This is a genomic window from Niabella terrae, assembly GCF_054783135.1.
Genome location: NZ_BAAGRD010000003.1, coordinates 612,855 through 637,761, shown reverse-complemented (window position 1 = coordinate 637,761; position 24,907 = coordinate 612,855). Strand labels below are relative to the sequence as shown.

At 47.9% G+C, this 24,907-nt stretch carries 24 protein-coding genes and 2 tRNA genes; 7 read left to right on the top strand and 19 right to left on the bottom strand.

All coding sequences use genetic code 11. The features are described 5' to 3' along the window. Positions 1–161: 161 nt before the first annotated feature. The 5 genes from ACYVI9_RS05440 to ACYVI9_RS05420 form a co-directional block, all read right to left on the bottom strand. Positions 162–250, bottom strand: a tRNA-Leu gene (locus ACYVI9_RS05440). Between the two features lie 48 nt (positions 251–298). Next, positions 299–371, bottom strand: a tRNA-Gly gene (locus ACYVI9_RS05435). A gap of 86 nt (positions 372–457) precedes the next feature. Continuing rightward, positions 458–697, bottom strand: a complete 240-nt coding sequence (locus ACYVI9_RS05430; RefSeq protein ID WP_460761691.1) for a hypothetical protein — start codon at positions 695–697, stop codon at positions 458–460. Between the two features lie 47 nt (positions 698–744). Beyond that, positions 745–1,770 (bottom strand): glycosyltransferase family 2 protein, encoded by a 1,026-nt coding sequence (locus ACYVI9_RS05425; protein ID WP_460761688.1) that lies wholly within the window; start codon positions 1,768–1,770, stop codon positions 745–747. 87 nt (positions 1,771–1,857) lie between these two features. After that, a complete protein-coding gene (locus tag ACYVI9_RS05420; protein WP_460761685.1) occupies positions 1,858–2,085 on the bottom strand; it encodes a uroporphyrinogen decarboxylase in 228 nt (75 codons plus the stop codon). Positions 2,086–2,272: 187 nt separating this feature from the next. On the opposite strand from ACYVI9_RS05420, the gene ACYVI9_RS05415 reads away from it, so the two are divergent. Genes ACYVI9_RS05415 through ACYVI9_RS05405 form a run of 3 tightly spaced genes read left to right on the top strand, consistent with a single transcriptional unit; the run spans position 2,273 to position 4,300 of the window. Next, on the top strand, positions 2,273–2,749 hold the full coding sequence (locus ACYVI9_RS05415) for an SPOR domain-containing protein (RefSeq protein WP_460761682.1): 477 nt from the start codon (positions 2,273–2,275) through the stop codon (positions 2,747–2,749). A gap of 47 nt (positions 2,750–2,796) precedes the next feature. Then, entirely contained in the window at positions 2,797–3,984 is a 1,188-nt protein-coding gene (locus tag ACYVI9_RS05410; protein ID WP_460761679.1) for a M20 metallopeptidase family protein, read from the top strand. A gap of 40 nt (positions 3,985–4,024) precedes the next feature. Beyond that, positions 4,025–4,300 carry a hypothetical protein gene (locus tag ACYVI9_RS05405; RefSeq protein ID WP_460761677.1) on the top strand — a complete coding sequence of 92 codons (276 nt, stop codon included), beginning with the start codon at positions 4,025–4,027 and terminating at the stop codon, positions 4,298–4,300. On the opposite strand, the gene ACYVI9_RS05400 is transcribed toward ACYVI9_RS05405, so the two are convergent. Beyond that, a complete protein-coding gene (locus tag ACYVI9_RS05400) occupies positions 4,297–5,790 on the bottom strand; it encodes a S41 family peptidase (RefSeq protein WP_460761675.1) in 1,494 nt (497 codons plus the stop codon). The two genes, ACYVI9_RS05405 and ACYVI9_RS05400, sit on opposite strands and share 4 nt — an antisense overlap. A gap of 121 nt (positions 5,791–5,911) precedes the next feature. On the opposite strand from ACYVI9_RS05400, the gene rfaE1 reads away from it, so the two are divergent. The 3 genes from rfaE1 to ACYVI9_RS05385 all read left to right on the top strand — a co-directional run bounded on the left by rfaE1 (position 5,912) and on the right by ACYVI9_RS05385 (position 8,439). Further along, positions 5,912–6,901: a D-glycero-beta-D-manno-heptose-7-phosphate kinase gene (gene rfaE1 / locus ACYVI9_RS05395; protein WP_460761672.1), complete on the top strand. Its 990-nt coding sequence runs from the start codon at positions 5,912–5,914 to the stop codon at positions 6,899–6,901. A 26-nt stretch (positions 6,902–6,927) separates the two neighbouring features. Continuing rightward, positions 6,928–7,386, top strand: a complete 459-nt coding sequence (gene rfaE2, locus ACYVI9_RS05390; protein ID WP_460761669.1) for a D-glycero-beta-D-manno-heptose 1-phosphate adenylyltransferase — start codon at positions 6,928–6,930, stop codon at positions 7,384–7,386. Positions 7,387–7,464: 78 nt separating this feature from the next. Further along, positions 7,465–8,439: a glycosyltransferase family 9 protein gene (locus tag ACYVI9_RS05385; RefSeq protein WP_460761702.1), complete on the top strand. Its 975-nt coding sequence runs from the start codon at positions 7,465–7,467 to the stop codon at positions 8,437–8,439. Positions 8,440–8,478: 39 nt separating this feature from the next. Here ACYVI9_RS05385 and ACYVI9_RS05380 read toward each other — a convergent pair whose 3' ends face one another. From ACYVI9_RS05380 to ACYVI9_RS05340, 9 genes are all read right to left on the bottom strand, one after another. Beyond that, the gene (locus ACYVI9_RS05380) at positions 8,479–9,714 is read right to left on the bottom strand and encodes an MFS transporter (protein ID WP_460761667.1); all 1,236 of its coding nucleotides are present in this window, start codon (positions 9,712–9,714) and stop codon (positions 8,479–8,481) included. Between the two features lie 60 nt (positions 9,715–9,774). Beyond that, positions 9,775–10,194: a type II 3-dehydroquinate dehydratase gene (gene aroQ, locus ACYVI9_RS05375; RefSeq protein ID WP_460761664.1), complete on the bottom strand. Its 420-nt coding sequence runs from the start codon at positions 10,192–10,194 to the stop codon at positions 9,775–9,777. A 186-nt stretch (positions 10,195–10,380) separates the two neighbouring features. Next, on the bottom strand, positions 10,381–11,532 hold the full coding sequence (locus ACYVI9_RS05370; protein ID WP_460761662.1) for a hypothetical protein: 1,152 nt from the start codon (positions 11,530–11,532) through the stop codon (positions 10,381–10,383). Positions 11,533–11,692: 160 nt separating this feature from the next. Next, positions 11,693–13,219 carry a sulfatase gene (locus ACYVI9_RS05365; RefSeq protein WP_460761659.1) on the bottom strand — a complete coding sequence of 509 codons (1,527 nt, stop codon included), beginning with the start codon at positions 13,217–13,219 and terminating at the stop codon, positions 11,693–11,695. 56 nt (positions 13,220–13,275) lie between these two features. Continuing rightward, positions 13,276–13,878, bottom strand: a complete 603-nt coding sequence (locus tag ACYVI9_RS05360) for a histidine phosphatase family protein (RefSeq protein WP_460761657.1) — start codon at positions 13,876–13,878, stop codon at positions 13,276–13,278. A gap of 8 nt (positions 13,879–13,886) precedes the next feature. Further along, entirely contained in the window at positions 13,887–15,326 is a 1,440-nt protein-coding gene (locus tag ACYVI9_RS05355) for an FGGY-family carbohydrate kinase (protein ID WP_460761654.1), read from the bottom strand. Further along, positions 15,327–16,772 carry an FGGY-family carbohydrate kinase gene (locus ACYVI9_RS05350; protein ID WP_460761651.1) on the bottom strand — a complete coding sequence of 482 codons (1,446 nt, stop codon included), beginning with the start codon at positions 16,770–16,772 and terminating at the stop codon, positions 15,327–15,329. A 10-nt stretch (positions 16,773–16,782) separates the two neighbouring features. Then, entirely contained in the window at positions 16,783–17,751 is a 969-nt protein-coding gene (locus ACYVI9_RS05345; protein ID WP_460761649.1) for an NAD(P)-dependent oxidoreductase, read from the bottom strand. 60 nt (positions 17,752–17,811) lie between these two features. Beyond that, positions 17,812–19,074 carry an MFS transporter gene (locus tag ACYVI9_RS05340; protein ID WP_460761646.1) on the bottom strand — a complete coding sequence of 421 codons (1,263 nt, stop codon included), beginning with the start codon at positions 19,072–19,074 and terminating at the stop codon, positions 17,812–17,814. 106 nt (positions 19,075–19,180) lie between these two features. On the opposite strand from ACYVI9_RS05340, the gene ACYVI9_RS05335 reads away from it, so the two are divergent. Further along, on the top strand, positions 19,181–19,942 hold the full coding sequence (locus tag ACYVI9_RS05335; RefSeq protein WP_460761644.1) for a DeoR/GlpR family DNA-binding transcription regulator: 762 nt from the start codon (positions 19,181–19,183) through the stop codon (positions 19,940–19,942). An 86-nt stretch (positions 19,943–20,028) separates the two neighbouring features. Here ACYVI9_RS05335 and ACYVI9_RS05330 read toward each other — a convergent pair whose 3' ends face one another. The 4 genes from ACYVI9_RS05330 to ACYVI9_RS05315 form a co-directional block, all read right to left on the bottom strand. Further along, on the bottom strand, positions 20,029–21,135 hold the full coding sequence (locus ACYVI9_RS05330; RefSeq protein WP_460761641.1) for a metallophosphoesterase: 1,107 nt from the start codon (positions 21,133–21,135) through the stop codon (positions 20,029–20,031). 103 nt (positions 21,136–21,238) lie between these two features. Beyond that, complete coding sequence (locus ACYVI9_RS05325) at positions 21,239–22,156, bottom strand: endonuclease/exonuclease/phosphatase family protein (RefSeq protein ID WP_460761638.1); 918 nt, start codon at positions 22,154–22,156, stop codon at positions 21,239–21,241. Positions 22,157–22,199: 43 nt separating this feature from the next. Then, positions 22,200–23,576 carry an FAD-dependent oxidoreductase gene (locus ACYVI9_RS05320; RefSeq protein WP_460761635.1) on the bottom strand — a complete coding sequence of 459 codons (1,377 nt, stop codon included), beginning with the start codon at positions 23,574–23,576 and terminating at the stop codon, positions 22,200–22,202. Then, positions 23,554–24,822, bottom strand: coding sequence for an MFS transporter (locus ACYVI9_RS05315; RefSeq protein WP_460761632.1), 1,269 nt, complete (start codon positions 24,820–24,822; stop codon positions 23,554–23,556). The genes ACYVI9_RS05320 and ACYVI9_RS05315 overlap by 23 nt, the downstream gene beginning before the upstream one ends. Positions 24,823–24,907: the final 85 nt, after the last annotated feature.

The following is a 24,907-nucleotide window of genomic DNA, read 5'->3' as shown; positions in this document are numbered from 1 at the left end:
GTAAGCTTCCTTCAGATTCCACCTCACGATGGACACCCTTGCTCTTAGCTAGTGGTTGGCGATTACAAACCCCCACAGAGGACTTTCACCTCCTAGTAACCCGACATGCACGGCACACAATAAAAAAAAGGCCTTGTAAATCAATTGATTACAAGGCCTTTTGGTGCCCCAGGCGGGACTTGAACCCGCACGGACATTGCTGCCCACAGGATTTTAAGTCCTGCGTGTCTACCAATTCCACCACCAGGGCTTATGGAATGATCAAAAAAAAACCTCTCTGAACAGAGAGATTTTTCAGAGCGGAAGACCGGGCTCGAACCGGCCACCCCGACCTTGGCAAGGTCGTGCTCTACCAAATGAGCTACTTCCGCTTAAAAGAACTTTTTTATACCTTCCCCGTAAGGGGATGCAAAAATAAGGGATTCTTTTTTTGAAAAAAAATTTTCCCCGCAAAAATTTATTTGTATTTAGGCGTATATAAAGTGCTCGGCTGGACGGTCACTTTCGGCTTCTCAAACCGTTGGGTATAAAGGCGGTAACAGCCACCCCAGGTCATCAGAACAAAGCAGGCGATGCTCAGATAAAAGATATAGGCAGAAGCAGTAACCCAGCTCTTGGTGATATCTTTTTTCTCGTACTGCTCGAGACTCTCCTCGTATTCCTGCTGTTTAAGTTTATCTACATCAAATGGTTCCATAACTAATATTGATATTTGCAAAAGTAAGGCTTCGATAGATAAATTCCTTAATCCTCCCGCACAATTTCCGAAAAAGTCTTTCTACCCTTTACGAAATGTTGCCAGGCCACATTTCCTTTATAATATCCCCGTAATTCCCCCTGCCGATTTTTTGGAAAGACGCTACGACTTTGCCATCTTAGTATCCAGTTCAAAAAAGACCAATGGGCATTAAAAACCGCCCTAAAATATCCCCCGTCTCCGCGCAACAGACTCTTAAAAGCCGAAGCAATATCCAATCCACCCCGCAGTAACAACACATACCAGCGTCTCCAGCCCCGCATATTCTTAAATATCATGATATTGTTATTGCGGAAGTTTAAAAAGGTTTTCAAAGAATTCCCCTTAGGAAGGGTTCCTCCCCCCACATGGTAGACGACCGACGAGGGACAGCAATAAATCTGGTATCCCATTAACTGGACCCTCCAGCAAAGATCAATCTCCTCCTGATGGGCAAAAAAATAGTCGTCAAAACCTCCCGAATGTTGAAATACTTCCGATCGGATAAAAAGGGCGGCGCCACTGGCCCAGAAAATGGGTTCCGCCCGGTCAAATTGGCCCCGGTCCTCTTCAGTTATGTCAAAAATACGACCGCGGGCAAAAGGATAGCCGTAGGCATCCAGCCAACCACCGGCGGCACCCGCATACTCAAACTGCCGGGGCTGTTTATAAGATAATAGTTTGGGTTGGCAGGCGGCGATCTCCTTATTGGATTCCAGCAGGTCAACCAGGGGCTGGAGCCAGTCTTCCGAAACTTTTACATCGGAATTCAATAACAAATAGTAAGGAGCCGCTACTTGTTGCAAAGCCAGGTTGTACCCGCGTGCAAATCCATGGTTTTCGATAAACCGGATGATGCGAATATCAGGATATTGCGATTCTAGAAAAGCTATGGAATCATCAGTAGAAGCATTATCGGCAACAACGATCTGGAAATTCGCATACCGGGTGCGCACCAGATAAGGCAAAAACTCCTCTAAAAAAGATTTTCCGTTCCAGTTTAAGATAACTATGGCTACAAGGGGTTGCTGCATATAGTAAGGGAACAAAAATAAGGAACTTGTCTGCTTTAACTGTTAAGATATCCACAAGAGCGGTCAGGCCTTATTTATCCTTGTTAATCAGGCTACGGATTTCTTTTTTACCAGTAAATGATACAATTGAATTATGGCAATGAGGCCGTTGCTAATGATAATCGGCCATTTCAGTCCCAGGAGTACGCCATAAATCACAAAAAAGATACAGGCACAAAAATTGATAGTTCTAATGAGTCCCACACGGGTGGGTATAAAAGACAGTACGAGCAGGCTCATGGCGATATATCCAAAGATTTCAATTCGGGTATCCATTATTCGAGATTTGTACTGTAAATATCCAATTATATTGTACTAAAACCACATATATAGATAATAATTTACTTTTACACAACCAATAGGCAGGCAGAAGCATCTATTCCAGGGGATAGTGGCCACAGCGCTTTTTGGATGGGCAGCGGGATAACACCAATCTTTTGGTTTCCCACGATAAAATGAACACATGGAAACAATGAATACAAACCAGCATTTGAGACAGCAGGGGAACTGTTCCTTAAAAGCATTCTTTTTTATAATCGCATTTTTTTACGGCGGTTTTCTGATCGCCCAAAATAGTGTGAACGTCTATAAGGATCCTCGGATTGATCAGTTGCTAAACAAGCAATCGGAAGCCAACAATCTTTCCACCAGAAATGCCACCAAACGCCGGACGGCAAAAGGTTATCGGTTATTGGTACTAAGTTCCAATAATCGCAATGAAGCGCTGGCAGCCCGTAACAAGATCTACACGAATTTTCCCGATTTAAAGCCTTATATGGAATACCGGTCTCCCTATTATCGGGTAAAAGCCGGAAATTTCACCTCCCGGGACGAGGCGGAAGCTTACCGCAGGAGAATGGCCTCTATTTTCCCCGGAAATATCTTTATTATGAATGACACGGTGGAAATTAAGCCAACGGATAACGACGATGCAGAATAGCTGCGGCATTCCTTACAACAGGTAAGAAAAAGATGTAAATTCGCCTGATGATTGAAAAGATTAAGGCGCTGGCAAAGGCTCAACTACCTGAATTCATTGCGGTTCGCAGACACTTGCACGCCCATCCCGAACTTAGTTACCAGGAATTCAAGACCTCCCAATACGTGCAGCAGCAACTGCAGGAATTCGGCATTCCCTTTGAGGTAAAAGCTGAAACCGGTGTCATTGGATTGTTGCAGGGCCTCAACCCGAAAAGCAGGGTGATCGCCCTGAGAGCAGATATGGATGCCCTGCCGATTACTGAAGCCAATGAAGTCCCCTATAAATCCACCCATCCCGGTGTGATGCATGCCTGTGGTCACGACGTTCATACCACCTGTCTGCTCGGTGCCGCAAAAATCCTTAGTGCTTTAAAGAATGAGTGGGAAGGAACCATAAAATTTATTTTTCAACCGGGTGAGGAAAAAAACCCCGGGGGCGCCAGTCTGCTGATAAAGGAGGGTGTTTTACAAAACCCCGCTCCTTCTGCCATTTTCGGACTTCATGTACACCCGGGACTGGCTACCGGCAAACTCAGCTTCCGTAGCGGCAAGGTCATGGCCAGTGCAGATGAACTTTATTTTACCATTAAAAGCAAAGGCGGCCATGCTGCTTCTCCTCATTTGACAACAGATCCGATATTAATTGGCTCCCAGCTGGTGGTAGCCCTACAGCAGATTATCAGCCGGAATCGGGAGCCCTTAAACCCTTCGGTACTTTCCATTACAGCATTCAACGGCGGCACGACGACCAATGTCATCCCTGAGGAAGTCAAGCTAAAGGGAACATTCCGGGCCATGGATGAAAGCTGGCGTTTCAAAGCCCATGAGCTGATTCGGGACCTTTCTCAAAATCTTGTGTCGGGCATGGGCGGGGAACTAGACCTTCATATCGACATCGGTTATCCCAGTGTATATAATAATGAACCGCTCACGGAAGCAGCCCATACTTTGGCAACGGAATACCTGGGTGCGGATTCGGTGGAACAAACTGAAATACGTATGGGCGCAGAAGACTTTGGATACTATACCCAACAGATTCCGGGTTGTTTCTACCGACTCGGGGTTATGGGCGACCCGGCGCATATCCGTAATGTACATACCCCCATTTTCGATATCAATGAAGCGGCTATTGAAACCGGTATGGGCATCATGGCCTGGCTGGGCATGACCGCGAACGGACCGGCCAACCCTTAGTGCTTTTTTTGCATCTTTCCGATAAGTTAAACAGCCGGTAATGAAACAACTTTTACTTTTTTTAGGATGGTGGCTGCTAATACACGCTCCTGTGGCAGCACAAACAAAAGAGCCTGCGGAAAAGTCCGCCCGGGAATACATACTCGAGCGGGAAGAGCAGCGATCGCAACCGCCTAATACTGTAAAACCCGGAGCCAAAACGATCAATTCGGCCCAAGACAGTACCTCGGGCCAGAAAGTAGTGAAGGAAAAAAAGCAAAAAAAATGCAGCTTGTTCTGCAGGAAAAAGAAAGTTAAGACCTCTACAACGGATTAATCCCTGGTAAATAACATATTGTCCATTAGCCGTTGACGGCGCTTCAGTATAAGTTTTTTAGAGACGACTGCTCTCGGAGTTGTTGTTCCAATAGTCGCTGAAATCTTCTTTCCGTCGAGATAATTCAATGCAGCCGCCAGGCACTCCTCTTTGGTATCACCCCAGGACTTATCCACCCCGTCATAAATTTTATACCGGGGTTGAAAACCCTCATAAGAGACCGAATCATTCCGGGCGTTGCGGGTCATAAAGGAAACGGTCCAGAAAGTCACTTTCTCAAACAAATCGACGGGGAAAAAGCCTACGGGTTTACCAAAAGTATTGTCATCTCCAATCAGTACCATATTAGCACTTTCGTAAGCCTGCGTCAGGTTATTAATCAGCAGCTCACTGGAAGAGGCCGTATAATTACTTATAATGACGATCAGTTTCTCCGGTTTCAACGCATCCGAAGGAAGATTGAATTTTACCACATTTCCACCCGAAGGGGCAAAATTATAATTCCCCCGGGTCTTCATCAGTGTGTACTTATTTGTCTGCAGGTTCTTGTTATAATAATACGTATACATGGTGCCGCTGGTACCACTGGGTGCCAGGTGATTGGTCAGATAATCCTGTGTGGCTGTATAGCCACCCCCATTATAACGCAAATCGAGTATTATATTCTTTATACCTGCTGACCGGAAAGTTCCCAGGGCCGCTGCCAGATCTGCTTGGGAATCTGCCAGCTTGTCAAAATAATTATAGGCCAGGTAACCTGCCTTATTACCTCCTGCACTTTCCAAAATTTCCGAATGAAGAATTGAAGTTGGGAAAAAGGAAGTATTAGAAATTGTCACTTTGAGTGTGTCTCCATTTTGCTGGATCAGCAGGGCCTCTACAGAATTCAGGGTCTGATAGTAAAACATATCATTCAACACATCAATCGCTGCATCAGTATAACCCATATTCGTATTGTTGACTTTCGCCAGCCGCATACCCCGCTTCACGCCTTTTTTACCCGCATCGGAATCGGGATAAACATAACTGACAAACCAGCCTGCAAAACTGGAAGGCTGGTAATCAGGATTAACGGAACGATCTTTCCAGGCCTCCTTGACGTCAAAACCGTATCCCTTTTCACTGGTCGCAGCGCTGCTACTGGCGGAACCCGAAGAATAATCTTCTGCATAACTGTACTGCTTTTCGTTGTCCCAGTAATTGTAGGTTCTTATCTGATCCATAACTGCCCTGGCGGTCGCCAAGGCATCGCTCTTCACATATTTACGGGGATTAAAACTGGCATAACTTACGCCTTCGATATCTTCCAGCCAGTAATAAATTTCTTTGGAAAATAAAAAAACCGAATCGGCCAGCAATTGCAATTCCTCCGCATCTGTTCCGGTGGTCGGTACGGTTTCAGTTTCTGCTTCCTGATCGGGGCCGGAAAAATCCTTTTTACAGGCAATCAAACTGGCGACCAACAACACTACGATTACAATTACTTTCATGAAAAGACGATAAAGTCCATAAAATTACAGTGTTTTAAATCGGGATACCCATTTTTAATTTTAATTTAAGAATTTTAGACTTAAAGCAAAAAAGCTATTTTAGCGGTGTTTTTCATAGCTGATGATGCATAAAGAACTGATACAGAAAATAGCAGCCTCCCGGAAACGACCGAATATACTGGTCGTAGGCGATATGATGGCGGACCGGTACGTATGGGGAACCGCCAGCCGGATTTCTCCGGAAGCACCGGTACCCGTACTTATGGCCCGGGAAGAGACGCTGTCGCTGGGGGGTAGTGCGAATGTCGCACGGAACCTCAGCCGCCTCAATGCGAAAGTGGCCATTGCCGGTATTACAGGCGCTGACCTGATGGGCGAACAGCTTACAGAATTACTTCGAAAGGAACAAATAGATACAACTGCCGTACTGGAAGACCATGAGCGGCCTACGACGATCAAAACCCGGGTTATGTCGGGTAATCATCAACTGCTGCGGGTCGATCGAGAAAGTACAGCTGAGCTTTCAGCCAACGCCAGTGCCAGATTACTGAAAAAGCTGGAACCCCGCATCCGTAAAGCGGATATCGTGATGCTTTCTGATTATAATAAAGGATTGCTGACAGCGGATTTCACACAAAAGCTGATCAAAATTTGTCATCGTCTGGATAAAAAAGTGCTGATCGATCCCAAGGGCCTGAATTATCGCAAATACAAAGGCGCCTGGCTGATCAAGCCCAATCGAAGGGAACTGGCCGAAGCAACAGTTACCGAAAAAATACAGTCCAGAAAACAAGTGACACTGGCAGCCAGAAAATTACTGGATCAGACGAAATCCACGCACCTGATTGTCACCCTTTCCGAAGAAGGGCTGGCACTGGTATCCGCAAAGAAAGTGCAATATTTCCCCGTAAAAGCCAGGGAAGTCTTTGATGTTACCGGCGCGGGAGATACCGTTTTTGCCTGCCTGGGATTCTTTTTGGCCTGCGGTGTGGAAATTGCAACAGCCTGTGAACTGGCCAATTATGCCGCGGCGATTGCCGTGAGTAAGGTAGGCGGGGTTGCCGTTACACTGGAGGAAATACTATCACTCATTGAAACCCATACATCCTGAATACGGTGGATATTCATAGTAAAATCATGTCCCAGACTGAGGCCCTGCAATGGCGAAACAGCTTACGGCAGCAAGGTCGGAAACTGGTCTTTACCAACGGTGTTTTCGATATCCTTCATGCCGGTCATCTTCAGTCGCTGATAACCGCCAGAAGCTTCGGAGCGGCGCTGATGATTGGGTTGAATACAGATGCTTCGGTCAGAAGACTCAAAGGGGAAAGCCGGCCAATCATCGGACAGCAGGACCGTGCCTTGTTACTGGCAGCTCTCGAATGTGTTGACGCCGTCGTTCTTTTTGACCAGGACACCCCGCTGGAACTTATCAGCAGTCTGTTGCCGGATGTATTGGTGAAATCTGCAGATTATAAAGTAGCAGATATTGCGGGCGCCAGTGAAGTGATCGCTGCCGGTGGCGAAGTCAGAATTACGCCTTTCACGGCCGGCCTCTCGACAACGAATATTATTCAGAAAATTAAAAATCAGTAATCCCCTGACTGGCTATGATTTGCCAAGCCTGGAGATGCATCCTATCTATTAACATTGTTCCGGCCTAAGAAAATATTGGTGATCCGTTTCAGCTCCATGGGCGATATCATTTATACGACACCGGTGGTACGTTGTCTCAAACAACAATTACCCGATGTCGAAATTCATTTTATTACCAAGCCACAGTTCAAATATATTTACGAAGGCAACCCCTACCTCGATAAATTACTTTTATTACAGGAAAGCCTCGGGGCCACCGTTGCGCAGATCAAGAAAGAAAACTATGACTGCCTGATTGATTTACACAGCAATCTGCGAACCCGAATCATTAAACTCCGTACTGGCATCCGTTCTTTCACCTATCAGAAACAAACCCTGAGGAAATGGCTGAGTCTTAAACTAAAGAAGCAACTACTGCCACCCATACACCTGGTAGACCGGTACCTGAAAGCGGTGGCGCCACTGGGCGTCGTCAGTGATCAAAAACCGATCGATTACTTTATTAAGGAAAATTATCAGATCGAAGACCTGCTGCCTGCCAGCCATCACCCCTCTTATATAGGCTTTGTGATCGGTGCCGCTCATTTTACCAAACGCATGCCCAACGAAAAAATAATTTCGCTCTGCCGTCAACTCGATCAGCCGGTTGTTTTGCTGGGCGGTAAGGATGTGCAGGAGAATGGTCAAATTGTGGCCGAAGCCTGTGGAACACAGGTATATAATGCCTGTGGCCGGACAAGTCTGGATGAATCCGTATTTCTGGTATCCCGGGCCCGGACGCTTATCGGATTCGATACGGGGTTGACCCATATCGCCGAAGCATTTAACCTGCCGATCGCTTCTATATGGGGCAGTACAGTGCCTGAATTACTGGGCGTGCAGCCTTATAAGGTCGACCAGGCCCTGGTCGCGGGAGTACCACTACCCTGCCGCCCCTGCTCTAAATACGGACTGGCCAAATGTCCGCTGGGTCACTTCAAATGCATGTATGAAATTAACGAGAAGGAAATTGTCGATTTTTGTGAAGACCCGCTGATCAGGCCCGACAGATAAACAGCGTTGACCGGGAACCTGTATTCCGTTTCTCTGCAATCAGGACTCTTCGAAGTCCAGGTCTTTGTGAAAGGTTTCCCGGGAACCGATGACCGCAACCGTAGAAATAACCATCACGATGATGCAGGTATACATCGCACCGTTTACATAGCCGATACCAGGCTGTTCGCGCAGAAAATTAAACAGTAGCAGCACCAGTGGAACTGTTCCCCGGACCATATTGGGAATGGTGGTAGCCGCTGTCGCTCTCAAATTGGTACCAAACTGCTCGGCGCCGATGGTAACAAAGATCGCCCAGAATCCTGAGGCCAGTCCCAGCGCCGTGCACAACACATACATCATCATCGCCGTACTGTTCCAGAGGAGGGTAAAATACAGCAACATAAACAAAGCGGTGAGCCCATAAAATATATACAATGCTTTTTTCCGGCTTTTTAACCATTGGCTGACGAGTCCGATCGACACGTCCCCCACAGCCAGGCCGAGATAGGCAAACATAATGGCTTTGCCCGGATCTATCGGTTCCGCTATGCCAAAAGCTTCCCCAAATTCGCGGCTGAACATCACCAGAATACCAATGACCAGCCAGGTAGGTACGCCGATTAGTATACTTTGGATATAGCGCTTCAATCGATCCGTATTGCTGATCAGCATCCAGATATTTCCCCGCGAAACCTTCTTGGTTTTCATGTGCCGGAACATGCCCGACTCCAGTACCGAAACCCTTAAAAGCAACAGCAACAGGCCCAGGCCACCACCGATAAAATAGCAGGTACGCCAGGCAAAATGTTCCTTGATGAAAAAAGCGACGACCGCCCCTAAAATACCGAAGCCAGCCACAATGGAAGTACCGATACCCCTTTTATGCCTGGGCAATTGTTCTGCCACCAGCGTAATGCCCGCACCCAGTTCTCCAGCCAGCCCGATACCAGCCAAAAAACGGATCCATTTATATTGTTCCACGTTCTGCACGAACCCATTTGCGATATTAGCCAGGGAGTAGAGCAGAATTGAGCCAAATAAAACACTGGAACGCCCTTTCCTGTCTCCCAGCACGCCCCAGAGAATGCCGCCCAGCATGAGGCCGGTCATCTGCCAGGACAAAATGGCCTCACCATCAATGGTCAGCTCTTCTGCCGTAAGCCCCATCTCTTTGAGACTCGGTATGCGAATGATACCGAATAATAGTAAATCATAAATATCTACAAAATAACCGAGGGCGGCGACCACTACGGTCAGCGTGAATACAGAAGTCGCTTTTTGAGTATCCTGCATATATCGAAGTTATATTGCTTTGAGGGTATGATCATTGTAAGGGGTGCACCCGGTCCTGGTTCATGAACGAATCAGATGCTCCAGCGCCAGACGGTAACCGTCCAGACCCAGTCCACATATGGTACCATCGGCTTTGGCACTGACATGGGATAATTTTCTGAATTCTTCCCGGGAATGAATATTACTGATATGCACTTCCACAACGGGCGCCTTGATCGCTGCCACACAATCCCCGATGGCCACCGAAGTATGGGTATAAGCAGCAGGATTCAAAATGATGCCGTCGGCTTCGCTCCCATATCGCTGCAGCGCGTCCACCAGCTCGCCTTCAATATTACTTTGAAAATAGTGAAAGTCGATATCAGGATAGTCGGTTTTCAGGCGCTGAAAATAAGCTTCAAAACTTTCCGAGCCGTAAATGCCAGGTTCCCGTTGTCCGAGCAAATTGAGATTAGGGCCGTTTATTATTGCAATGGTCATCCTTTTTGATTTTTGGGAAGTAAGTTCGTCAGGGGGGATTCGCCCCAAGACCGAACCTTCCGATTCCTATATTCAGGCTAATATAGGTCAATTGTACGAAGAATTTTTCAACACCTATAAAAATCCATCGACATCCGATGACAAGAAAGTGCCACTGGCTCTGGCGGGATGCGATGGAGCAGGCAATTAAGGTTTGGGACGCACAAAAGATTGTTTGTCTTTTCCGATCCACTTATAGGTATATAGGGTAGACTGTTGCTGCTTATCCGGTGTTTTTTCATTATGTGAAATATAAAAAAGGCCCTCCCCCAGCGGACAGAGGCCTGTAGCGCCCCAGGGGAACCGCCAGCCCCGAATTCCGGTCGCCGGATCCCGTAGACCGGCCTGGAGTAGTGACAATGCCTGTACCTTAACCTTTTTCTCCCCGTTACTGATCCGGGTTCGGTAGGGCGCGCCCAGCCCATCAATCACGAAAAGATCATAATTGGGGTAGTTAGTCTTCTTTCCTTTATAGACAGCCGCAAAAAAATTCCCTGAGCTCTTATCATAAGCCAGGCTCTGAATACCGTAATTGGTGCTGCCGGTAAATACAAAATATTTATTGCGGGGCCGGGCAGGTCCTGAATGATGCAGATGCTCCTGTGACAGCGGCTTCTCCAAATTTTTCCAGTCACGGAAATCATACTGCAGGATGACCTGATGATCATTATCGGTCCGATCGGTATCCCCATAGACCCCATAAGCTACATACAAATACTGCTGTTCCTTACTCCTGTGACCTATGGCTGGACCAAAGGTCAGGCCATCGATACCTGAACAACCATACCGGTGCGGGATCGTCCTTCCGGCTGCCTGGTATTCATCCTCATAATCTTTAGCTACTTCCGGCAGATAGACGGTACGCAGCAGGTCATCCTTTTCGGCATCCATATCCGGGCGGTTGATGCGGGATCCGTCAAAAATGGCTATATAGAACCCGTTTTCCGTATTCTGCTTCTTCCCCAGGGTTTTCAGAATCCCTTTTCCGATTGCATCGTTCTTGTATTCCAGCGAGCCATAGATTCGGCCATCTGCTTCATTAAAATCCAGATCACCCAGATGCCCGATAAATCCGGTTACACTGCCTATCAGCCTGCCTTCCAGATCCATCTTGATTAGTTTGTCAGTAAAAGAAAAATACACAAACCCATGCGCCTGGTCCACCGCAACTCCCTGCACATGAAAAGACCCTTGTTTACCGGTAAATATAGAATCCGGCCAGTTCCCGGATGCAGTCTGGCTCCGGCAAGCCAGTATCGTAAAAATCATAAGTAAAACCGCTAAAGAAATATGCTTCATCCTTTACATTTAATATTCAAACTGAAATTATCGTTTCCATGTACAAGTTTCCAGAAGGTTCTGTCCCAATATAGGAATTTTGAACACGCTGGAGTTTAATCCATTGATCCGTTCACCACCCCATTTTAAGAACGGGACAATATTCTTAAAAAAGGCTTCATCATAAGGCATCGGGCAGGGCTACTGATTTTCCAGTATTCCTTCGGATCGGCATAGGCGCCTGCCATTGTCTGAGTTGTTGGCCGAGCGCCCCTGCCAGTGCTTTTACTTTTTCGGGATACCGACCGGCCAGGTTATTTTTTTCGCTGATATCCGTACTGAGCTCGTATAATTCCAGTTCGCCGGTAAGCATTCTGTAGACCAGTTTCCACTTGTCCTGCCGAATAGCAGCAAGATAATCGATATCGCTCAGGTCTTTTTTCTTCCATTTATTGGGATAATGCCAGATGAATTGTCTGTGTGGATAGACATCCGGCTGTCCTTTCAGAATCGGAACAAAGCTCCTGCCATCTACCTCTTGTACCGGTTTGGCATCTTTCACACCGGCGATTTCCAGCAGGCTGGGGAAAAAATCTTCAATTATTACCGGCTGATCGTTTACTGTGCCCGCTTTTATTACTCCGGGCCATTTTACCAGCATGGGTTCCCGGATGCCTCCTTCGTACACCGAGGCTTTGCCCTCTCTCAAGGGTGCATTTGCGGTATGTGGCTGATCTCCTTTGGCAGGCGAAATGCTATTGCTGCCATTATCCGACATAAATAAGATTACGGTATTAGTGTCGACCTTCATTTCTTTCAGGTAGTCCATGATATCACCCAGGCTTTTATCCATGCCCTCGATCATACTGGCATATTTGGCCTGGCCGGAATCCAAACCGGCTGCCAGATATTTGTTGAAAAAACGCTGATCGGCATAGACGGGCAGGTGGACGGCATAATGTGCCAGGTACAGAAAAAAGGGTTGTCGGTGGCGGATGGGATAGTCCAGGGCCTTGAGCGCTTCCAGGGTCAATGCTTCCGTAAGGAAAGTATCAGTACCATAATATTCGGTCATATTCTGCACCGCATAATAGTTAGACTTACCCGGCTGGTTCCCATAGTGCTCCGTTCCCCAATAGCTTTGGGGCATGCCGGCCACATTACCGGCAATATTGACCAGAAAACCCATATTATAAGGACTGGCACCGGGTGTACCGGCCGCCGCCCAGTGTGCCTTACCCACATGTATGGTAAAATATCCGGCATCCTTCAGCAACTGACTGACTGGCGTTGCGTGGACCGTATGTTCGACACCCGCAACCGGACTCATCCCGTTGATATTCCAGTCAGGCCGGAGCAGTGTACTGTTTTTATTCTCATAATCCGAAGGAATATTCTTGAGTACCGATGTCCAGTTGGTTACACCATGGTGGGCTGCATTCATACCTGACATCAGGCTGACCCGCGAAGGGGTACATACAGGAGCGGCGTAAGCATTGGTGAATTTCATTCCCTGACGGGCCAAACGTTCCATATTCGGCGTTTGGAATCGCAGGTTCAAGCCCTCTTTCTCTTTCCCAAAAGGTACGGAACTGTCCATCCAGCCCATATCATCTACCAGAAAAACAATAATATTCGGCGGGCCCTGCGCCGCTGCGATTAGATTCAAAAAAAGACCGGTCAACAGAAGAGCTTGCTTCAGCATCATGATTCGTTTTTAAATGCCGAATCCACTTCAGTGTCGTGCCGTAAGTCAGGCACGAATCAGAGGGAAGCGGCGTTGAGTTTCTTTAAGATCATTGTCCCATCGTTTTCAAATTCCAGCAATGTAATCGCGGAATTTTCCTGCACCAGCGAACGATAATTACTCAGGGGCATCCCCAGCATGGCTGCCATAAACAGGCGGTTGACCCCATTATGGGCGACAACCATAATAGTCTGTCCCCTGTGCCGCTGCTGCATCTGTTGAAAAAAATCACTGACCCGGTCTACAACCTCCTGGCCATTATCACCGCTGCCACCTGCACGGGCTGTCGCAGGATCCTGCATCCATTGTTCCCAGAGCACCGGATTCTGTGTAATAAATTCTTCCTTGGTAAGCCCCTCCCAGGCACCAAAATCAAGTTCAATCAGCCGCTCATCCGTGATCACATCCCTGCCGCCCGAGGCGATAGATGCAGTGGTGCGCGCCCGTTTCAAAGGGGAGGCATATACGGCATCTGGCTGCAGGTCTTTTAAAAGTTCAGCGACCCGTTCCGCCTGAGACAGTCCTTTGGGTGTCAATTCGATATCGGTGTGTCCGCAGTAGCGGTTCCCATCGGCATTATAGGCGGTCTCTCCATGGCGGAGTAAAATTACTTTCAGCATAATTTTTTTTATTGGATAAATTGATGTGTCCGCATGGCCTCGATAAAAGCACCATACTGGTCTTCGTACTGTTGCCGCAGAAAAGCCCGTGGATAAGTCCATTTCTGTGCCTGGGTCAACGCCTTCGTCGCCGCAGTTATATCGGGGAAAAGGGTACCTGATGCCGCGACGATGGCAGCGCCCACTGCGCCTAAAGTGTGTCGCATTTTACAGATCGGCCGCTGCATCAGATCACTGCGGATCTGTAACCAGCTCTCACTGTTGCTGGCTCCACCTGCAGTATAGATGACCGTAACCGGTTCTTCCGACAATGTTTCAATCATTTCGTAAGCATATCGTTCTGCACAGGCGACTCCTTCCATATTCGCCGTATACAACTGTTCCCTGGAAACAGCCGCCGGCCCAAAACCTAAGGCATCAGGTGCAGAAAATGGAAATCGCTCCCCTTTTTGCAGCAGCGGATATGCCACCAAACCGGTTGGCGTCAGCGCTGCCGCAGCAGCATTCAAGCTTTCCTTATCCTCATTAAAATCCCGGCTCACCCAATCGGCACCAATATTGCCGGCTCCCCCAGGCATCCAGTAGCCGGCCGGATGTCGATGACTGTACAGACGTTCCTGCGGATCGATCAGTTCCTCCCGGGTAACCCCCTTGATCACCAGGGTTGTCCCGATGGTTGTATTCCATTGTCCCGGTTGCATCGCCCCTGACGCAACCTGAGAGGCGCAACCATCGGTAATCCCGGTCGTAATCCGGACTTTTTCAGACAATCCGAGACGTTGGGCCAACCCGGGCAATAATTGTCCGATCACCACACCGGAAGGCTGCACTTCGGGCAGCCATTCAGGTTGAATATCCAGATCCTTTGACAAATATTCCGGCCAGCGCAGTGCAGTTAAATCATAACCGGATTTCAGGGCATTGGTATAATCGGTCACACCCCACTGCCCGGATAACTTTCCGGTGATAAAATCGGCCGCATGAATCCATTTGTAAATCTTATCCGCAGCTTCTGGAAATTGCTCCATATACCACACCATCTTTGCCAGACCGGTAGAAGTACTAAAACCCGTAAATCCTTTCTTTACATGGTTTCGGGCGACCTCAGTACATTTTTTTGCCTGCCGGGCACTGCGTTGATCACTGTACATGATCGCCGCATGAAGCGGTTGACCCGCCTGATCGACAGGCAGTACGGTCCCCGAAGTGGAATCCACGGTAATGGCCGTTATTTGTTGCCGCTGTGCCGGCGTCAACCGGGTAGCTATTTCTTCCAGACAATCCAGACAATGCCGCCACCAATCTTCAGGATCCTGCTCCTCCCGCATCTTGGCGGAGAGCGGAAAACCCTGCTCACTGGAGGTCACAATGGCACCGGCTGCATCCAGAACGATGACCCGAAGTCCCTGTGTTCCCAGATCAATACCGATAAAAAGTGCTGAATCCATCTAAAAAATATCTTTTAATAAGGCCCTGGTTTCTTTCCAGCGTTGATAATGTTGCTGATGGTTGGCTCCCGGATCCGGCAGGACCTGATCATAGGGATCCTCTTCGCCAGAGGACATTCCCAGGGCCTGGTTACAAATCATCATACCGCCCATGACTGAAGCATGCGGGTAACTTTTTCGGAATCGGACCGGACAACCGGTCAGATCAGCAATACATTGCTGCAACAGCCGGCTCTGCAGGCCACCACCACAGGTCCAGATAAATGGCTGGTCATTGGCAGAAACGGCTTCCAGGGTTTTATAATTCTCATAAATACTACAGGCGATATCCCAAAGTGTCGCCCAGACCAGACTGGCCCGCGTCAATTCATGGTTGACCGGCGTTTGAAATATAAACCCTCCTTTGATCAATGGCTTTCTTTCATCGGCCACCAGGGAACCCAGTGCTGCCACGCACTGAAAATCCTGCAACCCGGCCAACTCGGCCTCAATCACCTCATAACCTTCGTTGGGATAGAATATCTTTTTTAGTCTTTGGTAGTTCAGGCCGGTCACCCCGGCATTGGTTTCTACCATATAACTGTTTTCATCGATATAACGCCCCGTCCAGGTACGCTGTTGCCCGTCGAGGTCATAAGTCGAAGACAATTTAATAATAGGCGTAGTGGTTCCCGAAACAATCACCATTTCTCCGGCGCCTGCGCGGGTACTGTAAACTGCGAGTTGGGTATCGGCGCCGCCCACGATAACTTTTGCATCCGGAGGGATGCCGAGCCCGGCAGCCAGTTCCGGTTGTATATTACCCAGAACCGTTCCCGAATCTGCCAGGGGCGGCAGCATGGACCGATCTAGGCCGAAGCTATCCAATAACTCCTGCGACCAGGATTTCTTTTCAATATCATAGACCAGGGTCTCTGAGGCCTGTGAATGTTCATAGTGCCTTACGCCGCTGAACATGTATTCGACCCAGTCACTGATACTCATCATGCAATCGGCTTTTTTCCACCACTCGGTCTGAAGCTCCCGGAGCCCTACCATTTTCATGGCAGAGAACAAAGAGGTAGGATAACGACCCGTCAGGTGATAGATCCTAGATGGATCGACAATCAATGATTCAAAGTCCCGACCGCGGTGATCAATATTGGGCATACCCACCAGCGAGCCACCTTCTTTGTCCAAAAGCACAATGCCTTCCCGCTGACTGGTGGCAGTAATCCCTGCTATCCGGACAGCCCCTGCTATTTGCAAAGCGGTCCGGGTGAGCGACAGAATACGGTCCCATAATTGTGAGGGTTCAAAATAAATCGAATCCTCATAACGGGTATCCCGCTGATAAGGTATGTCCTCTCTGGACACGCCCAATAATTCACCCGCGGTAGATAGTACTGCTACGCGCAGGTTACCGGTACCAAAATCTACGACAATATGTGCCTGTTTTTCCATCATTGCGAAAGGGTTACATTAATTTTTCAATGGCCTTTTTATTAGCCCAGTTCATTAATTGCTCATGCAGAATGTCCACATGATGGTCTTCGACCTCATCTGTTGCACCGGCCGTGTGTGGCGTAGCGAGCACATGAGGGTGGTCGATCAACCGATAATCGATTTCATCGGGTGGCTCATGATCAAACACATCCAGGATGGCGCCCCGGATCTTATTCTGCTCAATCGCCTGCAACAAAGCTTCTCTTTTCACAACACTGGCCCGGGCGGTATTGACAAAGATGGCATCGGATTTCATGCGACTGATCAGCGATGTTCCCACCATGCCAATCGTCGAATCATTGACAGGTAAATGGATGGAAACGATATCCGCCTGTTCAAATACCTGCTCGAGCGACAATTTTTGATATTCTTCAAACTGATCCTCCACAAAAGGATCGTAGAAAATGATCTTACAGGGAAAGGATTTCACCAGTCTGGCGATCCTGCGCCCAACGGCACCAAATCCCACCATACCAATGGTTTTTCCCGCCAGCTCATTGCCTTTGAACTGCAGATAGGAAAGATGTGCGCCCTGCTGCCAGTTGCGCTCTTTCAGCCACTGTACCGAAGGTATCGTCTTTCTCAGAAAACTGATTACATTAGCGATAAACATTTCTGCTACTGCCTGCGCATTTCTGGCAGGCGTGTTGAATACAGGAATACCCAGCTCTCCGGCTACTTCTACTGCCACATTCGAAGGCGTTCCCCGACAAACGCCGATAAAACGAAGCCCCGGATGACTGCGAATAACTGACTCACTTACTTCGTCATGTTCCGTGATCAGGGCATCCGCTCCCGTTTCGTCCAGAAGCGCGGACAGTTCAGCCGCCTGATACGCCCTGCCATGGTCTTTCCATACTTTATAAATCACCTTACCGAAATCTGCTTCCAATTGCTTTCTTCCCGCCTCATGATAAGGCGCCGTTACTAAGATCGTCATATATTGCTTTTGTTTTTCTTTATTTCATGTTGTAGCGTTCCCTGTTCCTTTCTGAGCGCATCAGGTATTCAAGACCAGTTCTGCTTCCTCTGGCTGCTCTCTGGGCAGGGTAATCATACGGGTTAGTATGGCACTCAGCAGGTACAATCCTGCCAGAATCCAGATTACACCGGCATTGCCCATCGGACCGATAAAAGCCCGGACGATAAGCGGTCCTGCGAATACCGAGAGGCCGGCCCCCAGGTTCAGGAAGGCCATCGCCGCTCCCTTTCCTTTAGGGACCAGGGAAGGGACCAATGCCGACAGCGGCACATAGCCCGCCAGGAAGGCACCCCAAAGCACCCCACAAATCATCACGATGGTAAAACTGCCATCGAACCATTGCGGTGCATAAAAAAACAGTAAAGTAGTCAGGGCACATCCTACGCCGCCAAAAATGGAAATGGTATTGCGCCAGCCAAACCAGTCGCCCACATAGCCGAAGATCAGATTAAAGGCAATATTGGCGGTAAAAATGGCACCCCAGATCTTCAGCCAGTCACTGGTGCTGAAACCGAAATTTTCAAAATACAGGGGCATGAAAACCGGAAAGGCAAACTGCGCAGTCGTATTGATGGTACGGACAATCCCCCCCAGAAATACTTTGGGTTCATTCACGGCAATCTTAATACTTTCGGTCAGCTCCTTCAGTTTATTCACACTATTGGATTTGATCACTTTATCCCTGTTAATAATCAGGGTAAAAACGGCACCAAGGGATACCCAGAAAAGGGAGGTCCATAGGGTATTGATATGCCCCAGTCGTTCAATCGCCCAACTGGAATAGTAGGCGCCGAATACATTCAGCCCGCCGGTAAACACGAACCAGAACCAGCCCACGGCAGTCCCGAGCCGGTTTTGCGGTGTCCGGTAGGTTATCCAGACCAGAAAAGTGTAGGCAAATAAAGGGTAACCAAACCCCCGAATGGCATAAGTCAGTAACATCACACCGAAATTCAGGTCCTGCAGGCCAAGGCCCACAAATCCGAAAGTTCCCGCAATAAAAAGAAAGAAACCGGCCCACATCGCTTTTCGGATGCCCAGGCCATCGGCCAGAATACCTGACAAAAAAGAAGATAGCGCTACTGTGAGACCGTAAACGCTGAAAAGCGTGGCGGACTGCTCGATGGTAAGGCCTCTATCATGTATTAAATAAGGGCTGAGCCAGCCCTGCTCAACACCATCACCCATCATAAAAATCAAAACGCCCAGGTAACCCCAGGCTAAATTAGATGGCAATCCGATCTTTTGAAAAAATTTTTCATTGGACGAAGCTTGGTTCATATAAAAGTTGTTTGAAACAAAATTAAAGGAAAATAAATATAATTAAATAAATTAAATTATTTATTTTTCAGCTTAAAAACCACATCTTTAACCTAAAACCAAGTTTATGACGATTACGGAAAGGCATGAGTATCTATTGAGTAAAATCAATAAGGAAGGCAAACTCACGATCGATGACCTTGTAAAAGAGATGAAAGTATCGGGGGTCACCATCCGTAAGGACTTAAAAATGCTTGAAGAGAAAAACCTCCTGTTCAGAACCAAGGGAGGGGCCTCGGCCAATAATCCTTATGCCACTGATAAACCGATCAATGAGAAAGAATTCATCAACATCGATGAGAAGAAAAAGATCGCCAAAGCTGCGCTTGGATTGATTAAAAATGTAGATTCCATTATGATAGGGTCCGGCACCACCGCCTTTGCCCTGGCCACAGCCCTGCACCCACCGACCAAGATTACGGTAATTACGCCGGCCCTGAAAGTGGGCCTGGAACTCAGTAACCGGACGAACGTGGAAGTACTGCAGCTGGGAGGTGTCATCCGCCCGAATTCCTCATCAGTTGCAGGAGGTTACGCTTTCCAGGTACTGGAGGATATTTCCTGTGAACTACTGTTCCTGGGTGTCGACGGCATCGAACCCGATCATGGCGCCACCATATCCAATCTGACTGAAGCAACCCTGAACCGCAGAATGATCGAGGTATCCCGGAGCCTGGTTCTGCTGGCGGACAGCAGTAAGTTCAACCGACGCGGCGTGGGTAAAATCTGCTCGATAGAACAGGTAGATTATATTGTAACAGATGATAAAATTTCTGATCGTATCGCGAAACAATATGAGGATAAAGGCATCAGAATCGTTATCGGATAATCAAGGTTGAGTCTGAAAAATACTATAGCAAATGGCTGCTTTCACAGGCGGCCATTTGCTATAATGCGTACTACCACCGTACCCGGTTAATCAAAACTCAGGGTATATTCATTACGGGCATCTTTTCTCCAGGCCAGATGCCGGGTGGATGGAGAGATACCAAACAGCGGTGAAAAAGTGCTGACTTTTACGGTTTTGTTATCCGGAAAAAATTCCAGAATCCTGATCCAGCCATCTCCCCCATTGCCATAGCGGTGTCCTCCGCCTTCGGATTGAGCATCGAAAAGGATCTGATGTACGGTTTTACCCGCCTGATTCTTGTCCTTGCGATAGCCCTCACCGGAAATATGGCCGCATAAAACCATTTCTATATTTGAAGAAGGTTGGACCAGCTTTTGCCAGATCTGAGCGCCGTTATTGGCATGGGGAATCGTGACCCTGGGACCTTTTTGAATCTGGTTGTCAATATTATAGGGTTCCCAATACAACCATTTGATGGCCGAAGTTGTGTGTTCATCCTTATTACTGATATAATTATGGGTCAGCAGAATGGTCCGGTGGTCCTTGTATTGCGCTAAACCTGCTACTTTCTCCGCCCAGTTTAGCACCGTATCCCTGGCACCGTATTCCACCGTCATGAACAGATAATCTTTTCCGTTGAGATTTTTGAGTTCGTAGGCAGCATTCTCAATGGTAGGCTTGCCCTGTTCATTGCGGGTATTCTGTACCAGGTATTGCTGATTGAGATAATTGGTTTCAGGTTTAAAGAACTCACTGTACCGGGAACTACGGTTGCCTTTGGCATCTGTACTGTAATCATGATTACCTGCAGCAGCGATATAAGGAACTTTCCCATTCAGGCGTGCGAAACTGTTCGCCGCAAAGGCCCACTGCTGGTCTGTAGTCTGATCTCCGTCATAATCATTAGTGATCTTTTCATTGTTTTCCACCAGATCTCCGGTGCAGACCACCATTTTGATATTTAAGGAATCAATATGGGTCTCAATCCAGGACATCATAATATCCATAATGCCCTGGTTTCTTTTCCATTTCACATAGTTCTGTATATCCGGGACCATGATCAGCGTCCAGGATTGCGCCTTCTCGAGTTGGGGTGACTGATATGCTTCCTGCGCCTTAATGGGGCCGGTCAGCCCCCCAAATACAGCGATCAACAGAATAATTTTCTTCATGGTAATGATGCTTTTATTTTTTTAGTTTTTGTTTGCTCTGGATCCTGCTGCCGGTGGCTGGCGGCAGGTTTGGAAATAATTTTACATTCAAGTTCAAGGCACACTAGCGCTTAAATACAGCAAGTACCGGATAATGATCTGATAGTCGGTCGGTAACCGTATCCTGGAGGATATCGGCTTTTATCAAACGGGGGGCCAGATTCTCATTTACCCATATATAATCTACACGCCTTAAAAAAGAATTCTTTTTCATACGACTTTTTACCGGCACACTGTTTTTAAAGCTTTTGTGCAGCAGGTAATATGCGTCCTGGAATCCTGCGGCCAACATCTGGTCGGTTACAGAAAAATCTATTGCACCCTTATTCAGGTTATTGCGATAAATAGTCTTGTACTTTACAATGGCAGTTCCGCTTTTTGGCTCCAACCTTCCTTCTAAACGTGCCATGGACTTTCGCAGGTCCGCACCGTAATGGCTGCTGTCAAACCGGGCAAAGGCGTTGAAGTCTCCAGCAATCATCAGCGGGGCTTCTCGGGGAAGGCTGTCGATACGTGCCAAGATCCTTGTGATATCTTGTTGCCGGTCTTTGAGGGTAAAAGGCGCCAAATGCGTCACCAGACAATAGATACCCGCCACTTTGGCGAGCAGGTAGCCATGCCACATATTCTCATTTGCCATTTCCAATTCCTGGATGGGGTAACGAGAACTGATAGCCAGCGGATGCGTTACATCATGTCCGGTTTCGGGACTCATAATAGCCGAAAAATGATGACCAAACCCGGCAGCAAATTCCCGGAGCTCGTTTACAGAAAATCCAATCATCTCTTCGAAGACGACGAGGTCAGGATCCTGACCCTTTACCCATTTTGTAAATTTTAACCGGGTCGCACTGTCTGACGCAAACCCATGGAGCGTATTATAATTTATTACTTTAAAAGTCTGGTTTGATGCCTGGCTCCGGCAATGATGAAAGCTCATCAGACCCAGCCATATAAAACCGCAAATTAATTTCAATCGCATAATGCCCATTTAAGTGGTAAACGAGATCAGTTAAGCGCTACGCTCAATTGCGCAGGTAAGCGCCCGTATCCATTAATTCTTTCTGTAACAATTGCACATCAATATCAGATGGCTGTTGTTCATACTTAAGTGCCATTTTTGCTGCCCGACCCGCAGCTTCGCCCATAGCCATGCAGGGTGCCATCACCCGGATCGCTGACATCGCTTCATGGGTAGTGGAAATGGCCCTGCCTGCCACTATCAGATTTTTAACCTGCTGTGGAATCAAACTGCGGTAAGGAATATCATAACAATCGCCGCACCATTCCAGGGTACAGCCACCACCTATCGGGTGATGGATATCCAGGGGATAGCTGGCAACGGCTATCGCGTCATCAAAATGGCGACAGCTCATAATATCCTCCCGGTTCATTGTATATTGCCCATGAATTCTTCTGGTTTCACGGATACCCAGAAAAGGAGCCGTCTTGAGAAAATAAGCCTGCTGAAATCCGGGTACATATTTAATCAGGTAAGCCTGGACATTTTCGATCTGTTGACGCCCCTGTATTTCCCCATCCGTCAGACTGGCGGGATCCGTACCATTTACGCCGTTAACGCGGGTCATGTTCACCCAGACTTCGCCTTTTCGCAGACCGGTAATTAAAATCGTCCGCTCGGTCGGCAGTGTTAATCCTTCCTGCTGTGCCTGTTGAATCAGATTCCGCATACCGACCAGTACAAACTGATTGTTTTGGCCGAAATATTCCGCCGGTATAAAATCTGTCAGATAAGTCCGGGGTTCCTCAGCGATGCTAAGCCTTAATTTTTCGGTGTCGACGCCGCCCATACAAAACATCAGCGTCGGAGGTTGTACCCCACCCTGTTCATTCCCGTATGCACAAGGAACGCCGGCACGGAAAGCGACATCGGCATCCCCCGAACAATCAATCACCAACCGGGCCAGTAACGCTTCCCTGCCCGCCTTGCTTTCGATGATGATCCCCTTAAGTGCATCGCCATCCATGATTACATCTGCACAAAAAGTATAAAACAGCACTTCAACACCCGCTTCCAGCAGCATTTCCAGGGCTACCGTCTTCACCGCTTCCGGTTCGACAAGGGTCAGACTCATATGTAAGGGACAGGGGCGGTGTTCGCTGGCAGCCTGTACGACTTTCAGCCGATCAATAAACTTTTGAGGTAACCCTTTGATGATCTGATTCCCTTTCTGACCTAGAAAGCCGAGTATCGGAAGTCCGATGGTCATATTACCACCTACAAAGCTCCTGCTTTCTACCAATAACACTTTATGACCTTCCTGTGCTGCAGCAATAGCTGCCATGATACCGGACGGACCTCCGCCTATAACCAGCACATCGACATCCTGTCTTACCGGAATCTCCCGGGCAGGTTCTTTAATAGTCTTTTGCGATTTCATTTTTTAAATCATTTATTTTATGGGGATTTTCTTTTTTCACCATGGTCCATAATAAAAGTACCGCAACCGGATGTAGAAAAGCCATCATCAGAAATATCTTTTCCGCACCCAGCGTACCAATAAACTGTCCCACAAAATAATTGAACAGGACAGCTCCTGCTGCTCCAAATCCCCCGGAAATACCCAGTACGCTCGCTACATTTTTTACGGGGAATACTTCACTCATGACCACGGGTGTATTGAATACCCAGGTCAGACACATCAAAGCAACCACGCTGAACAACAGGATCGTGAGTGCAGCATTATTTGAAACATAGGGGATGATGAGACATAAAGGAGCGGCAATCGAAACAGTGGTGAGCATGATTTTCCTGGCTTTCAGAGAACCGATACCCTTTCTTACCAGCCTGTCTGACCAGGCAGAAGTTCCCACTGCACCGAGATCCGCAAACAAAAAAGGAATCCAGCCAAACATGCCTACCTGAGCCAGGCTCAATCCGGAATTCTCCTGCAGGTATCCCGGCAGCCAGAACAAACAAAAATACCAGACAGGATCACTGATAAAACGTATCAGCAGAATTCCCCAAAGGCTGCGGGTTTTCCAAAGGCTGGCCCATTTAAAAGTTCCGGTAGCCACCGCGGCTGTGGCTTGAGCAGGCTGCACAAAACCAGCGGGCGGATCCCGGTAAATCAGTGCCCAGAGTAAAACAATCAAAAGCCCCACGGCACCAGATACTATAAATGCCATATGCCAGCTGTGTGAAAGGGCCAGCCAGGCTATAAAAGGTGGGGCGATAATGGCACCTACTGAGCTGCCCGCAACACAGAGACTGTTGGCAGTAGCCCGCATCCGGTCCGAAAACCAAACCGTTACCACCCGTATCTGTGCCGGAAAATTAGAAGGTTCCGCTACGCCCAACATCCCTCTAAAAAACGTAAACTGTCCCAGCGTTCTTGAAATCCCGCCGCCGAGACAGGCCACTGTCCAGGTCAATATCCCGTAAAGCATGACTTTGCGGGGTCCAAAACGATCCACCAGCCATCCCGAAATCGGATACATCAGGGCATAACAGATCGTAAAAACATTCAATATAAAGGCATAGCCGTCATCACCGATTTGAAACTCATCTTTGAGCATCGGTTTTAGAATGGAAACAATCTGCCGGTCTACATAATTAAAAACTATGGCCAGAAATATGATTCCTACAATTAGCCAACGTCTTTTTTCAGGCTTCAGTCGCATCATTGTTACATCTGTTAATGGTCCCAAAGTTATCAGTTCAGATCTTTTTGAACACATTCCTTTCCGACCTCGGTACTATTAAAAAATC

What these genes read in the sequence shown, in the direction of transcription:
- ACYVI9_RS05340 (WP_460761646.1), bottom strand. Translation starts at nt 19,074, where the DNA reads ATGAACCAAGCTTCGTCCAATGAAAAATTTTTTCAAAAGATCGGATTG.
- ACYVI9_RS05335 (WP_460761644.1), top strand. Translation starts at nt 19,181, where the DNA reads ATGACGATTACGGAAAGGCATGAGTATCTATTGAGTAAAATCAATAAG.
- ACYVI9_RS05430 (WP_460761691.1), bottom strand. Translation starts at nt 697, where the DNA reads ATGGAACCATTTGATGTAGATAAACTTAAACAGCAGGAATACGAGGAG.
- ACYVI9_RS05415 (WP_460761682.1), top strand. Translation starts at nt 2,273, where the DNA reads ATGGAAACAATGAATACAAACCAGCATTTGAGACAGCAGGGGAACTGT.
- ACYVI9_RS05350 (WP_460761651.1), bottom strand. Translation starts at nt 16,772, where the DNA reads ATGATGGAAAAACAGGCACATATTGTCGTAGATTTTGGTACCGGTAAC.
- ACYVI9_RS05330 (WP_460761641.1), bottom strand. Translation starts at nt 21,135, where the DNA reads ATGAAGAAAATTATTCTGTTGATCGCTGTATTTGGGGGGCTGACCGGC.
- ACYVI9_RS05315 (WP_460761632.1), bottom strand. Translation starts at nt 24,822, where the DNA reads ATGATGCGACTGAAGCCTGAAAAAAGACGTTGGCTAATTGTAGGAATC.
- ACYVI9_RS05365 (WP_460761659.1), bottom strand. Translation starts at nt 13,219, where the DNA reads ATGATGCTGAAGCAAGCTCTTCTGTTGACCGGTCTTTTTTTGAATCTA.
- ACYVI9_RS05425 (WP_460761688.1), bottom strand. Translation starts at nt 1,770, where the DNA reads ATGCAGCAACCCCTTGTAGCCATAGTTATCTTAAACTGGAACGGAAAA.
- ACYVI9_RS05405 (WP_460761677.1), top strand. Translation starts at nt 4,025, where the DNA reads ATGAAACAACTTTTACTTTTTTTAGGATGGTGGCTGCTAATACACGCT.
- ACYVI9_RS05380 (WP_460761667.1), bottom strand. Translation starts at nt 9,714, where the DNA reads ATGCAGGATACTCAAAAAGCGACTTCTGTATTCACGCTGACCGTAGTG.
- aroQ (WP_460761664.1), bottom strand. Translation starts at nt 10,194, where the DNA reads ATGACCATTGCAATAATAAACGGCCCTAATCTCAATTTGCTCGGACAA.
- rfaE2 (WP_460761669.1), top strand. Translation starts at nt 6,928, where the DNA reads ATGTCCCAGACTGAGGCCCTGCAATGGCGAAACAGCTTACGGCAGCAA.
- ACYVI9_RS05420 (WP_460761685.1), bottom strand. Translation starts at nt 2,085, where the DNA reads ATGGATACCCGAATTGAAATCTTTGGATATATCGCCATGAGCCTGCTC.
- ACYVI9_RS05370 (WP_460761662.1), bottom strand. Translation starts at nt 11,532, where the DNA reads ATGAAGCATATTTCTTTAGCGGTTTTACTTATGATTTTTACGATACTG.
- ACYVI9_RS05345 (WP_460761649.1), bottom strand. Translation starts at nt 17,751, where the DNA reads ATGACGATCTTAGTAACGGCGCCTTATCATGAGGCGGGAAGAAAGCAA.
- ACYVI9_RS05360 (WP_460761657.1), bottom strand. Translation starts at nt 13,878, where the DNA reads ATGCTGAAAGTAATTTTACTCCGCCATGGAGAGACCGCCTATAATGCC.
- ACYVI9_RS05355 (WP_460761654.1), bottom strand. Translation starts at nt 15,326, where the DNA reads ATGGATTCAGCACTTTTTATCGGTATTGATCTGGGAACACAGGGACTT.
- ACYVI9_RS05410 (WP_460761679.1), top strand. Translation starts at nt 2,797, where the DNA reads ATGATTGAAAAGATTAAGGCGCTGGCAAAGGCTCAACTACCTGAATTC.
- ACYVI9_RS05325 (WP_460761638.1), bottom strand. Translation starts at nt 22,156, where the DNA reads ATGCGATTGAAATTAATTTGCGGTTTTATATGGCTGGGTCTGATGAGC.
- ACYVI9_RS05320 (WP_460761635.1), bottom strand. Translation starts at nt 23,576, where the DNA reads ATGAAATCGCAAAAGACTATTAAAGAACCTGCCCGGGAGATTCCGGTA.
- rfaE1 (WP_460761672.1), top strand. Translation starts at nt 5,912, where the DNA reads ATGATGCATAAAGAACTGATACAGAAAATAGCAGCCTCCCGGAAACGA.
- ACYVI9_RS05400 (WP_460761675.1), bottom strand. Translation starts at nt 5,790, where the DNA reads ATGAAAGTAATTGTAATCGTAGTGTTGTTGGTCGCCAGTTTGATTGCC.